The following is a 12,286-nucleotide window of genomic DNA, read 5'->3' on the forward strand; positions in this document are numbered from 1 at the left end:
ACGCGGCCACCCAGATCAAGTGGGCCTACGACTACATGAACAGCCGCTACGGCAGCCCCAACCAGGCCTGGGCCTACTGGCAGGTCCACCACAACTACTGACCGGACCGGCACACCCCGCCGACCCACCGGCACACCCGGTCGACCCACCGGCACACCCCGCCGATCCACCGGTCGACCCACCCTCCCCACGACCCACCACGGACGCCGCAAGCCGAGTCCCGGGCCGAACGGGAACCCGAGCCCAGGGGCCCGGTGCGCACCACGCGCACCGGGCCCCTTCGCCGCATCCGCACCAACCAGCGCCAGCCTGACAGCGCCAACCCGCACCAACCAGCGCTTGCCGCGCCCGCCCGCCACGCACCAAGGGTGTCGCAGTCGGGTCGTTGTCCGCCCCCTCCCCCGCAGGGCCAGCCGTGCGGCAGAGTCTCCGTCGACCCGTCCTCCACAGCCCGTTGTCGGACGGTGGTGGCACCATCACGGCACCACGACAGAGAAGGGGAGCCACCAGTGAGTTTCTCGGGAATGTGGTGCCTGGTCCCCGTGAACGCCGACACCGTCGCGCGGTACGCGCCGGAACTCGCTCCGGCCATCGAGGCAGAAGCCGCCCGCCCTGCGTCCACCGACCTCCTCCAGTGGTGGCAGGCCACCGGAAGCAGCCCGGAGACCATGGACCGGTTCATCGACCTGGCTGCCCCGTCCGTGCTGGACGAGCGGATCTGCACCGTCTACGAAGCGTGGGAGCAGGGCTACGACAGGTCACTGCCACTCCTCGGAGTCAGCGCCCGCAAGGCGTACCCGGCGGCCGCCATGGCCTTCGCCCTCGGCCCCCGGCGCTACGCGGAGCTGCCCGGCTGGTTCGGGGACCTGATCCTCACGCCCGCGGAGGTCGCCCAGAGCCTTCCCGCCATCGAACGCGCCTACGACTGGACCGCACGGAGCCGGCGCCAGGCGGCGCTGCTGCTCACCGCCGCCCTCCGCGACGAGGGCGATCCGGACGACATCGACGCCCTGCTCGACGGCGTACCCCCGGTGTGGCGCGCCGCAGCGGACGCCGGTCGCGGCCTGCTCGGAGCGCACTTCATCCCCTGACGCGTCGGCGCGGACGAGCCCCACCACGCGGGTCGCGGGTTCGTGCCGCATGGAGTGAGGGCTGCCATGGACGCGTGGACGTAGTCCGTGGGCCGGCAGCACGATCGAGGCGCACCGCGTCCCGTGCGTGCGCAGTGCCGCCAGGAGCAAGCCACGCGCCTGCCCGGCGTCGGAACCTTCCCACCCGTGCGGTTGCCGGGGCGTTCAGCTGAGGTATTTCACCCACCCTGGTACGGAGGGGTCGTAGCTGGCGATCGACTCAAGTACCAGGGCGGTGAACGCCACCCACTCGTCCTCGGGGGCCCACGCCTCCCCATCGTCGGCCTGGGCGTGGAACGGACTGGGTGCCCAGGCCAACAGAACGCGATCCTCCGTCACCTCATGGATCCAGCCGAGGAACTCCCTGCCGTCACCGAGGGCGAAGCCCACCTTGTCAGCGCGTTCAAAGCAGCCGGAGAAGTAGTCGTGGAGCGACTGGTCTTCGAACATTTGGCCAGCGTAGCGGCACTGATCCCGGGAGCCGCTGCGCCCAGCGGTCCGTGCAGCTCGGCCACCGGTCCGGCCGCCGCCGGCGGGCGAAGAAGGCGTGCGCTGCTCACCCACCGGGTTCCGGGCCGCTGGCCGCCAGTTCGAGATGCGGATGCCCGGCGGGCTGCGCGGTCCTGCTGGGACGGGCGCTCGCAGCACCTCCGGCGAGTCCAACGCAGGTGTCATCCCGCTGATCGCCCACCGAGCCCGACAGCTGACGCTTCTACCGAACGCCCCTCAGACGCCCACCCGGCTCGACCCAAGAGAGAGGGCCCCCGGGCGGCCGCCGGGCCGTCAGCATGCCGTGGCTACGAACGCCGGTCCCGGATGCCAGGGGCACTGGCGGTGAAGTTGTCCTCGATCCACTGGGCATCCGTCAGGTAGCGGCGGTCGTGGCCCTCCGCGACGTGCCGACTGAACGCCGGATGACCCGCTGCGGCATGCCCCCGCATCCAGGCGACAAGCGCTCTCAGCCGCTCCCCCGCCATGGCGGGCAGCTGGGCCCGCTCCTCCCGGGACAGGCCGTAGGAGTCGGCGAACAGGGAAAGGCGGCGCTTCGCCTCCGGAATCGGCAAGGTGAGTGCCACCTCGTCCGGGGCGTACAACGGGACGAAGCGGTAGGCGGTGTAGGCGACGTCCCACAGCCGGGGGCCGGGGTGGGCCGTGTCGAAGTCGATGAAGGCGACGGGAAGCTGCTCTCGGAAGACCGTGTTGTACGTCGCCGCGTCGCCGTGACAGATCACCTCCGCCGGCTCGCGTGGAGGAAGCTGCCAGACGTCGCCCGGCTCCCGAGCGAAGCCGGCGGAAGCGTCGTGGAAGTCACGCAGCAGACGTGCCGCAGCCACCAGCGAGGCATCGCTCCGCACCTCGGGTGCAGCGAAGTCGTGCCCCACCTCTCCGGGCAGGTACTCGACGAGTTCCTCAGCACCGTCGTCATCGAGCCCGTACGGGCGCGGGGCGCCGGTGAACCCCACGTCGCGCAGATGGGCGAGCAGGCGCTGGACGGTGGGGCTCCAGGGACTGGCCGGACGCCGGACCAGTCCGCCTTCCCGGACGACTCGATTCACGCCGCCAACGAGCACTTCGCGGTCTTCCACGGAGCCACGCTAGCCGCGCTGGACGCCGTCGACACCCGAATTCCTGCGAGCTCCGAGGCTTCCCCCGGACCTGTCCGGTTCCATGCCCGGGTGGTTCCCGCGCAAGGGATCGGAACCAGGCCTCCTTCCACCGATCCGACGAGCCCGCCAGAGGCGGCACCTCGGCGGGTGCCGACTTGAGTACGGGTACTCATGTCACGGGACTGGTCGATCGAGCACGATTCACACCGTGCCAAAGAGCGTGCGGGAAAACGCCGGTGACGCCAAGTCGCCGGTGCCGCCGAGTCGCCGGTGCCGCCGAGCCCCCGAGTCGCTGAGCCTCCGAGTCACTGATGCCCCAAGTCGCCGATGCCCCGAGTCGCCGAGGAGGAGCGCGTCGACGAGGAGGAGCGCGTCGGCGAGGAGGAGCGCGTCGGCGAACTCCGTGTCCCGCCGACACCTTCTGCGGCCACCCCTGGGCGGACCGGGAGCCGCCCGTCCACGCAATCCCGCACCCGAATGACGAACCCGAATGACGAACCCGATGGGGGTCCTCGTGTCCATCACCCGAACCACCAGCAGAGTCCTCCTCGCGGTCGGCGCGGCCACTGTGGTCCCGGCCCTCGCCGCCGGATGCTCCTCCGGCCCCGGAGGCGCCCCTGACCAGCCGGCCATCACCGCACACGGCAGTGCCGTGGGCGCCGCTCCGACCACCGTACCCACGCTCCGGACCCTGGGGGCCCCGGCGTTCGGCTCTCCCAGCAGTACGCCCACCGGCCCTCCGATCCCCACCGGCGCGGCCCTGCGCGACCTGCTGCCGACCGCCGCCACGCTGCCCGCCGGGTGGACGGTCCAGGGCAACGGAAACCAGACCGACACCGGCACCTACGTCGTGGACGATCCGGTCGCGCCGACGCTGCCGCAGGAACCGTGTACCCAGATGCGCCTCGCCGGGACGGTCCTCTCCCAGGACTTCAAGGCCTCGGGCGCGATGAACGAGGTCTACGACGGCGAGAACAGGGTCCAGGTCTACCTGGCCGCTTACCATCCCGGCGACGCGGCCAAGCTGCTCGGCGAGATCCGGGCCTACACCGAGCGCTGCAAGTCCTTCACGGGCAAGGGGATCGACGGCCGGCCGGTCCCGCTGACCGTGACCCAGCAGCCCGTGCCGGGACTCGGCGACGAGGCCCTCGACATGAAGAAGGTGCCCCAGGGCCCGTACCACACCGAGGAGATCGTCGTGACCCGGGTCGGCGACCGGCTGCTGTTCCTCAGCGGCGACGACATCCTGGGCCGGCTGCCGAACTTCATGCAGCTGGCGACGCCGCTCTCGAAGAGCATCAGGTAGCCCGTCGGGGGCTGGCTCGGGAGCCGCCGTCGCTTCTGGCGGCCGGTCAGGTCCCGGGCGCTGCGCGGCGCGGTAGAGGTCGCAGGCCGTGGTCCAGGGCGTGGTCCAGGGCGTGGTCCAGGGCGTCCGCCCCGGCCCGGCGCATCGCTGCGATGCGCCGGGCGGAGGCGGCTCCCGGGTGGGTCGGGCCGCTGGGCGGGGCGGCTCACACCTGTGCCATGCCGCCGTCCGCGAAGAGTTCGACGCCGGTGATGAAGCTGGAGGCATCGCTGGAGAGGAAGACCGCGGCCTTTCCCATCTCGCGCGGGTCGGCGATCCGTCCGGTCGGGTTGCCCTCTCCCATGGTCCTGACGGCGGCGTCGACGTGGTCGGCTCCCTGGGCCATCGCCAGTGCGCTGCGCAGGGAGTCGGTGTCGACCGCGCCTGGGCTGAGGATGTTCATTCGGATGCCCGATCCCTTGGTGTCCTGGATCCAGGCCCGGATGAAGTTGCGTACCGCCGCCTTCGAGCCGCCGTACAGGCTCATCCCGAGCGGCGGCTGGATGGACGCCGTGGAGCCGATGATGACGACGGTGCCGCCGGGCGGCAGCAGCGCGAGCGCGGGCTGAACGGTGAAGAGGACGCCCTTGGCGTTGACGTCGAAGGTCCGGTCGAACTGCTCCTCGGTGATGGCGCCGAGCGGGGCGTGCGCGCCGATTCCCGCGTTGGCAACGACCGCGTCGAGTCGCCCGTGACGCTCCTTCACCTGGCGGTAGGCGGCCTCCATGTCCGCGAGCTTGGTGACGTCGGCCACGATCCCCGAGCAGTTCGGCCCGATCGCCGCGACCGCCTCGTCGAGCGCCTCCTGGCGCAGGTCGGTGATGACCACGCGGGCGCCGTTGGCGACGAACTCCTGGGCGATTCCCAGTCCGACCCCGGACGCGCCGCCCGTGATGACGGCGACCTTTTCCTCGAGCGAGAGACTCATCTTCTTCTCCTCTGAATGAGTGGATTGCCGTGTGCTGTGTTCGCGGCGGGCGTCGTGAGGTTGTGGAAGCCCAGGGCGTGACGGGGCCGGGGCTGGTGGCTCACCCGTTGTTCCCGGACCGGCGGCCGTGGCCGCGCTGCGTCGGGAGCGGGGGACGTGGGACGGGGGACGGGGGCACGCGCTGCGCTCGGGTGCGGCGGAGGGGCCTGCATGCCCTAGAGTCGAAGTGGAGGCTTCTCCACTTACCTCACTGTAAGTGGAGGCGTCGCCGGTTAGCAAGTCCGGGACGACAGGAGACCGCGGATGGCCAGAGAGACAGGGCGCCCGCTACGGGCCGACGCGCAGCGCAACCGGGACAAGATCCTCTCGGCCGCGGTGCGCGTCTTCGCCGAAGAGGGACTGGAAGCGCACCTGGAGCGCATCGCCAAGGAGGCCGGCGTCGGCTCCGGCACGCTCTACCGCAACTTCCCCACCCGGGAGGTCCTCATCGAGGCCGCCTACCGCAACGAGCTGATCCGGCTGTGCGACGCGGCCCCCGACCTGCTGGCCGCGCTGCCCCCGCGCGAGGCGCTGCGCGCCTGGATGGGCCGCTTCGTCGACTACGCGACCGCCAAGCTCGGCATGGCCGACGCCCTGCGCGCCCTCGTCGAATCCGGCGTCAACCCCTACGCCCGGAGCCACGAGATGATGATGGCCGCCCTGGCCTCGCTCCTGGCCGCCGGCATCGAAGCCGGCACCATCCGCTCCGACATCGGCGCCACCGACATGTTCGCCGCCCTCACCGGCATCGCCCTCACCTCGGGAAGACCGGAGCAGCGCGAGCAGGCCGAACGCCTCCTCGACCTCACCCTGGACGGCCTGAGCACCGACCGGCGCTGACAGGCGGCGGGGCCCAAGACCTCGTTGCTTCCCGGAGAGCCCCACTTGGGCGAGGGGGCGGTGGCCGACTCCCCCAGGTCGGGCCTGCGCCCCTCCAGCCCGATCGCCGCGGAGGGGCCGCAGACTCCCGCCCCCCTCCCCGACCCAAGCCCTCACCGCCGGGGCGGCGACCTGCGCGACGGTGACGTCGCGCAACTGCACGAATGCCGCGCTCAGCACGCCGGCAGGACGAGCCGCCCGCCGCCACCGGCCGCGAGCCGTCCCGCGCTCAGGAATGGGGAACCCTCCACTGGCCGATGCCGGCTCCCGAGGCGAGGACCGCGGCGAGTTCGTCCGGCCGGGCTGCGAACGGGCTGTGGCTGCCGGGCAGGGTGTGCACGGTGAACGGGTTACCGGGGAAGGCCCGGTCGGCTTCCGCGATCATCAGGTCCTGCGCGGCCGGTGCCAGCGCCCGGTCCTCGGCGCAGCGCAGGAAGGTTCGTGGAATTCGTCCCCACCGTGCCGCGGTCAGGGTGACCGGGGCCGTCGGGATCGCCAGGGGCAGATCAGGGCTCAGCGCGGACCGCCACCGGTCGAAGCGGTCCAGCGGGGTGTCGTGGTAGTGGGTTTCCCGCAGTTCGTCGAGGTAGGCGGGATCCGGTGAGAGCGGATTGATCCGGACGGCGCCCAGGGCCTCGGGGTCGCCGAGGTTCAGGTGCCGGCCGAGCGCGGTGGCGTTCTCGGGTGCGCCCAGGTAGTCGAAGAACCGCGGCCGCCCGCCCGGGACGAACGCGGACAGGTAGACGATCCGGTCCACCAGCTCGGGCGCCCGCTCCGCAGCCAGAGACGCGGGGCCGCCGCCCGCGCTGTGCGCGACGAGCACGACGGTGCGATGGTGACGCACCTGGCGCAGGACGCTCAGTACTGACTCGGCGCAGTCGTCCATCGTCAGGTGGGCGAGCCGTGACTTCTCGGTCAGCAGGCCCGGCTGGCCGGGCAGCAGGTATCCGGTGGGCAGGGGTGCGTCGAAGCCGTGCCCCGGCATGTCGACGGCCACGCTCGCAGCGCCCAGTCCGGCCAGCGCGCGCTGTGTCGCCGCCCACTGTCCGGAGCTGTGCCAGGCGCCGTGCACGAAGACGAAGAGGGTGTCGGTCAGCGATACGTTCTTCATGGCTCCATTCCAGCCAGGAACCGCAGCGCCATCCATTCATAGATCTGGCAAGTGGCGTGGCAATATCTTTGAGGTCTTGTCGGCAGCCCGATGGGATCGATGGGATGGAGGGCGGTTCGTGGAAGCGCGCCACCTGCGGTACGCGGTTGCTCTCGCCGAGCACGGACACTTCGGCCGGGCGGCCGGCGCGCTGGGCATCGCACAGCCGCCGCTGTCCAAGCAGATCGCCGACCTGGAGCGCGAGGTCGGGGCCCGGCTGTTCGACCGCACCCGTCAGGGGGTGTTCCCGACCGCCGCCGGTGAGGCGTTCCTCGTGCGGGCCCGCCGGGCACTCGACGAGATCGCGGCCGCCACGGTCGACGCGGGCCGGGCCGCGCGCGGCGAGACGGGACGTCTGCGGCTCGGCTTCATCGCCTCGGCACTGCTCGACCCGCTGCCGGGCGTCCTGAGCTGGTTCGGCCGCGGACGGCCCGACGTGAGACTGGAACTGCACGAGATGGCGACCAGCCGCAGCAGCTCGGCTCTCATCGCCGGGGAGCTGGACGTGGCCCTCACCCTCGGCCCGCCACGGGGTGCCGGAGCCGAACATCTCGTGTCCGTCCCGATCGGACGCGACCACGTGATCGCTGTGGTCAGTACGGTGCATCCGTACGCGGGTCAACAGTCGGTGAGCGCCGACCAGTTGCGGCGACAGCCGCTGATCGTGTCGGCCGGCGAGGACGAGCCCGCTGTGGTCGCCGGACTGCGCACCCTGCTGGGCCCGGACGCATCGGCTCTCGGCGGTGCGACCGTCGCGAGGGACGTGCACACGATCATCGGCCTCGCCGCCTCGGGCGTGGGCGTCGGCCTGGGGCCGTCCCGCATGAGGGCGGTCCCGCGTCCGGGAGTGCGGTTCTGTGAAGTGACCCCGCGCACGCCCCTGCCCGATCTCGTCCTGTCCTTCGCGGCCCGCGATCGCTCCCCGGTGCTCCACGCCTTCCTCGACACCATCCGGAAGACCTGCCCCGACGTCGGTGCCGCACTCGACGACCGGCTCCGGCCCCGCACGTGATTCGGTCCGGTCGTCCCTTCGCATGCGTCCGGCCTTCCGGCGCGGGTCGGCCTCGGCGCGAGGCGCACGCGTACCCGAGTGGGTCTCAGAACCCGGACCTCCTGTCGATCAACATCGCCGAGCGCAGGACTACGGCTCTGCTCATCCCGAAAAGGTCAGTCAGCGGGCGCAGCAGCGACAGCAGGCGAAACAGGCTGGGCTCGACCGCCTGATCTCTGATCCGTGTTTATCCATGTCTTTTGTGTTCGTCGCGCTGAACGCAGATCCTCGCCCGCCCTGGAACTCGCACTTTCGCGCTCGCTGCTGAAGACCACAGCCGCCGTCAAGCCTCTTGACCCTGAAGCACTGCCCGTCGAGTCCGCCGGAAGCCCCTCACCTCCGCCCGATCGCCTGACAGCATGTCGGGGTGACTGGTGAGGTGCACAACCACAGCGAGGGTTCACCCGCCTACGTGATCCAGGCGGGAAGCATCCGTGACATCCGGCTGAGCCCCTTTCCTGCCTCCCCCAGTGGGCGCGCGGCCTCCCCCGAGGCCGAGAACGACGCGTTGGACGGGCTGGCCCGCGAGGTCCTGGACCAGTGGCGTGACGAGGCCAACGTTCGCGGCCTGCGCGACCGGATCCCGATGGTGATCCCGTGGGAGCTGGACCAGGGACACGGGGACAGGCCGCCCGGCGAGGAGGAGGAGCAGGAGCACGTCGAGCAGGTCGGGCTCGGTGAACTGGTCACCAGGGTCAGAGCACTCTCACCCCACCAACTGGTCATCACAGGCCCGGCCGGGGCGGGGAAGTCCTCCTTGGCCGTTCTTCTCGTGCTCGGGCTGTTGGAGGACAGGGCCGCCGGCTCCCCGCAGGCCGTCCCGGTGATCCTCTCGATGCCGGACTGGGAGCCGGGAACCAGCATCCAGGACTGGGTCATCGGGCGTGTCCATGAGGACTACGGCGCGCTGGTCCCCGGACTCGATCAGCACCTGGTGAGGTCACTCGTCCAGGGCCGACGGATCATTCCGGTCCTGGACGGATTCGACGAGCTGCTCCCACTGGCTCGCGAGGAAGCGGTGGAAGCACTCAAGCGATCGCTCGGAACCGACGGCCCACTGGTACTGACCTCCAGACCGGAGGCATACCGGCATGCCGTTGCCTCAGCGCCGTTCCTACGCGGTATTCCCGTGCTGCGGGCAGGCCCGGTGCGGCCGGAGGTCGGCCTGGCTTACCTCTCCCGGATGTGCCACCAGAGCCACGCCGGGTCCTGGCAGTCGGTGTTCGACGCGGCAGGGAATGACCCTGCCGGTCCCCTCGCCACCGTCTTGTCCTCGCCCCTGATGCTCTGGCTCGCGGCGACGCTGTACGCGTCGCAGGAGACCGATCCCCGGGAGCTGCTCGATGAGGAACGGCTGTCCACGCAAGCGGCCATCGAGGGCCATCTCCTGGACGGCCTCATACCGACCGTCTACTCGCAGGGCCCCCGACCTTCCTACCTCCCCGGACCGGTACGCCCTTGGAAGCACGAGGACGCCCTCGCATACTTCCGCTTCCTCGCCGAACAGCTCCACCGCCGACGCACCCAGGCCATCGCATGGTGGCAACTGCGGAGCGTGCTGACCGAGCCGAGTGTCTGGGGCTCCGTCGTCCTCGTGGTCGTGGCCCTCTGCGGCACGTCGGCAGCCTACGCGATCGCGGTGCCGCTCTCCTTGCTCGGAGTACCGTCTCCCGCCAGGAACGGGTCCGGGTTCTGGAGCCTCGCCCAGGTGCTCAGCGCCGTCACCGCAGTGGCTGTCATCGCCACGGCTTTCGGAAGGCTCTTCACGCGGCACCTCTTCAGCGGGTTCGACGCACGCCCCCGAAGGCCGGCCGGCGGCCACGGCCGGGTCGTCCTCGTTCTGGCGGCCCTGGCGACGGCGGGGACCAGTGTTGCCGTACCCGGCAGCGCATCGGCGTACCTGTGCGTCTTCGCCCTCCCCCTGCTCTCCGGTGTCCTTCTGACGAGGCCGACCGAGTCCGACACGGCGGTCAGGCCGAAGGCGCTGTTGGACGGCGAGCGCAGGCTCGCCCTCGTCGAAGCCGCAGTGGTCGCACCCGCCGTCGCGGCGGCCTCGACGGCCTTCCTCCACTGGCTCGGCGGCAGTCCCCTACTCGTCGTCAGCGGCCTGGTCGTCGGCTGCTCGTCGTCGGCCATGGTGATGGTGGCTCTCAGCCGGTGGGGCCGCTGGACCGCCACCCGACTGGTCCTGGCGGCCCGCGGATGTCTGCCACGGGATGTGCTGGGCTTCCTCGAGGACGCCCGCCGGTTGGGCGTGCTGCGGCGGATCGGCGGGGTTCACCAGTTCCGGCATGCCGGACTCGGGGCGCGGCTCGCCGGTGAGGCGTCGGCCGACACCGACGGCAGGGGAACGATGCCGCGGGAGGTGGTGCTGAGGAGCAGTGTGCTGAGCATCGGCGCTGTACGGTCGATGGCGTTCGACATGCTGGCTCTGGTCACCGTGTTCCTCCTCGTGGTCTCGCCGATGTCCGCAGAAGGGGGCTTCCGGGCCGACTGGCATCGGACGGGCGCGTTCCTGCTTGGTCAATGGCCGGCGGTGCTGGGTGTGGTCGGCGTGCTCATCGCGGATTCGTTCGCCCTGCGGATGGTGGCGAGGCGGCTGCGCATCGACGCCGAGGGCGTGGAGCTCAATGAGGGCCGCAGGCTCCGGCTGCGGTGGGAGGACGTGGCGGAGGTCCGAGTGCGCAGGATCCGTCCCCGCAAGAGCAGGGGTGACTCCCCCGGTCTGAACGTTTCCTACTGCCTCGCGATGCGGCTGAAGCCCGGGCGGCCGACACCCCCGTTCCTCGTCGACCGGCACGGCTGGCTCCGGGTCTGGGACATGGGCCCCAGCGAGGTGGTGCCGCGTGAGCTGGAGGCTGCGCTGTCCTGCTTCGCTGCCGGCCTCTGGCGTCCTGAGGACTGAATCACGGGGCCTTGCCGTCAGAGATGGGCCGGCGCGAACGTGTCGGCTCCCGGGGGTCTCACTCTGCCGCTTGCCGCCTGCCGCTTGCCGCTTGGTGGACCAGGAACTCGCTCGGCCGAGCGCATCAGGATTTTCCGCAGAAAATTCGAGACAGCGGGAAACCGGGCTCCCCACGGCCGGAGTGCCAGACCGTCAGGGTCGGGGCCCCGCCGGGTACCGCGCCCCGCACCGCGCGGTGGGACCGGCCCCAGCAGCCGGAAGGCTCACCGTCCCGGTCTCCTCCGGCCGGACTCCTCTCCGGAATTTTCTGCGGAAAATCGGTGCGCCGGCCGGATCCGGCCCGCTTACCTCCAAAGCGCGCTGGCTGCCTCAGCGTCCCCTTCGTCCGGCCAGCGACCCTCGATATGCAGCTGGATGAGCGCGGCGTGGGAGAGCGGGCTGCCGGGGTCGGTGACGTCCCCGTTGAGGGTGTAGTCCAGGAGCACGACGTGCTCCTTGTTCCTGATCAGCTCGACCAGGTCGGCGACGCGGTGCTCAAGGGTCCAGCGGTAGGCCGGCAGGTAGATCCGGCGGCGGGCCGCCTCGTAGGTCAGCAGCCGGTCGCCGTGCAGGCCGGCTCGGTGACCTCGGACAGGGCCGTATCGCCGGACTGTCCGCTTCAGGCCCTTCATCGTGGTGATGCCGAGCTTCGCGGGGTCGACGTCGGAGTCGCGGAAAACCTTCAGCGCCTGCCAGATCCCTTCGACCGACTGGCTGGTCACACCGTCGCTGTAGGGAACGGGGATGCCGCCGTGCGGGTAGAACGGGCTCAGCCGCACCCACGGCTCCGGCGCCTTGGAGGTCACGTCGATGATCTCCGCGCCGGGGAAGGCGGCGGTCAGTGACGCCGTCGAGCGGCGACGGCTGGCAATACGGATCGGCATCTGAAGGCCCCCTGATTTTGTGACACCAGGTATCGACCATCCCCGATGCCACTGACATCAGCCCGCCCCGGAGGTCGGCATCGCTGGCCAACCGCCAGGACATCGGCGGAACCCATGCCCGCATGGCTGCCTCATGCCCGCCATGCGACTCCCCCGCCATGTGACTCCCCCGCCGTGCGCGGGTTCGCCCTCGTCCGGGCTCGGAAATTTTCCGCAGAAAATTCGGCGACCGCCGGGAGCCACCCGCCGAGCGATCGTGGCCGCTGTCTGCATCCGTTGCCCGATCGATCTCGCCGGTCTGTGCAGTCGCCAGGGTCTGGGCCGTGGAA

At 70.9% G+C, this 12,286-nt stretch carries 10 protein-coding genes; 5 read left to right on the forward strand and 5 right to left on the reverse strand.

All coding sequences use genetic code 11. The annotated features are described in order from the left end of the window. Positions 1-509: 509 nt before the first annotated feature. Positions 510-1,091 (forward strand): hypothetical protein, encoded by a 582-nt coding sequence (locus IF30_RS0120080; RefSeq protein ID WP_158835268.1) that lies wholly within the window; start codon positions 510-512, stop codon positions 1,089-1,091. Positions 1,092-1,295: 204 nt separating this feature from the next. Here IF30_RS0120080 and IF30_RS43750 read toward each other — a convergent pair whose 3' ends face one another. Both IF30_RS43750 and IF30_RS0120090 read right to left on the reverse strand, forming a co-directional pair. Next, entirely contained in the window at positions 1,296-1,580 is a 285-nt protein-coding gene (locus tag IF30_RS43750; RefSeq protein WP_030240219.1) for a hypothetical protein, read from the reverse strand. A gap of 347 nt (positions 1,581-1,927) precedes the next feature. Continuing rightward, positions 1,928-2,716: a phosphotransferase enzyme family protein gene (locus IF30_RS0120090; protein WP_030240222.1), complete on the reverse strand. Its 789-nt coding sequence runs from the start codon at positions 2,714-2,716 to the stop codon at positions 1,928-1,930. Between the two features lie 535 nt (positions 2,717-3,251). On the opposite strand from IF30_RS0120090, the gene IF30_RS0120095 reads away from it, so the two are divergent. Next, a complete protein-coding gene (locus IF30_RS0120095; RefSeq protein ID WP_158835271.1) occupies positions 3,252-4,043 on the forward strand; it encodes a hypothetical protein in 792 nt (263 codons plus the stop codon). Between the two features lie 205 nt (positions 4,044-4,248). Here IF30_RS0120095 and IF30_RS0120100 read toward each other — a convergent pair whose 3' ends face one another. Continuing rightward, on the reverse strand, positions 4,249-5,010 hold the full coding sequence (locus IF30_RS0120100) for an SDR family NAD(P)-dependent oxidoreductase (RefSeq protein ID WP_030240228.1): 762 nt from the start codon (positions 5,008-5,010) through the stop codon (positions 4,249-4,251). A gap of 303 nt (positions 5,011-5,313) precedes the next feature. On the opposite strand from IF30_RS0120100, the gene IF30_RS0120105 reads away from it, so the two are divergent. Continuing rightward, positions 5,314-5,889 carry a TetR/AcrR family transcriptional regulator gene (locus tag IF30_RS0120105; RefSeq protein WP_030240231.1) on the forward strand — a complete coding sequence of 192 codons (576 nt, stop codon included), beginning with the start codon at positions 5,314-5,316 and terminating at the stop codon, positions 5,887-5,889. 268 nt (positions 5,890-6,157) lie between these two features. Here IF30_RS0120105 and IF30_RS0120110 read toward each other — a convergent pair whose 3' ends face one another. Beyond that, on the reverse strand, positions 6,158-7,039 hold the full coding sequence (locus IF30_RS0120110) for an alpha/beta hydrolase (protein WP_051710656.1): 882 nt from the start codon (positions 7,037-7,039) through the stop codon (positions 6,158-6,160). A 118-nt stretch (positions 7,040-7,157) separates the two neighbouring features. On the opposite strand from IF30_RS0120110, the gene IF30_RS0120115 reads away from it, so the two are divergent. After that, positions 7,158-8,090 (forward strand): LysR family transcriptional regulator, encoded by a 933-nt coding sequence (locus IF30_RS0120115; RefSeq protein ID WP_030240237.1) that lies wholly within the window; start codon positions 7,158-7,160, stop codon positions 8,088-8,090. A gap of 406 nt (positions 8,091-8,496) precedes the next feature. Then, positions 8,497-11,034: a hypothetical protein gene (locus IF30_RS0120120; protein WP_158835274.1), complete on the forward strand. Its 2,538-nt coding sequence runs from the start codon at positions 8,497-8,499 to the stop codon at positions 11,032-11,034. A 344-nt stretch (positions 11,035-11,378) separates the two neighbouring features. Here IF30_RS0120120 and IF30_RS0120125 read toward each other — a convergent pair whose 3' ends face one another. Further along, positions 11,379-11,957, reverse strand: a complete 579-nt coding sequence (locus tag IF30_RS0120125) for a DUF6939 family protein (RefSeq protein WP_030240242.1) — start codon at positions 11,955-11,957, stop codon at positions 11,379-11,381. Positions 11,958-12,286: the final 329 nt, after the last annotated feature.

This window comes from Streptomyces sp. NRRL S-350 (assembly GCF_000719705.1).
In the GTDB taxonomy this organism is placed as follows: Bacteria; Actinomycetota; Actinomycetes; order Streptomycetales; family Streptomycetaceae; genus Kitasatospora.

Bases quoted from the DNA above. Each gene is read 5' to 3' on its own strand.
- IF30_RS43750 (WP_030240219.1), bottom strand. From the start codon at position 1,580: ATGTTCGAAGACCAGTCGCTCCACGACTACTTCTCCGGCTGCTTTGAA.
- IF30_RS0120100 (WP_030240228.1), bottom strand. From the start codon at position 5,010: ATGAGTCTCTCGCTCGAGGAAAAGGTCGCCGTCATCACGGGCGGCGCG.
- IF30_RS0120105 (WP_030240231.1), top strand. From the start codon at position 5,314: ATGGCCAGAGAGACAGGGCGCCCGCTACGGGCCGACGCGCAGCGCAAC.
- IF30_RS0120110 (WP_051710656.1), bottom strand. From the start codon at position 7,039: ATGAAGAACGTATCGCTGACCGACACCCTCTTCGTCTTCGTGCACGGC.
- IF30_RS0120125 (WP_030240242.1), bottom strand. From the start codon at position 11,957: ATGCCGATCCGTATTGCCAGCCGTCGCCGCTCGACGGCGTCACTGACC.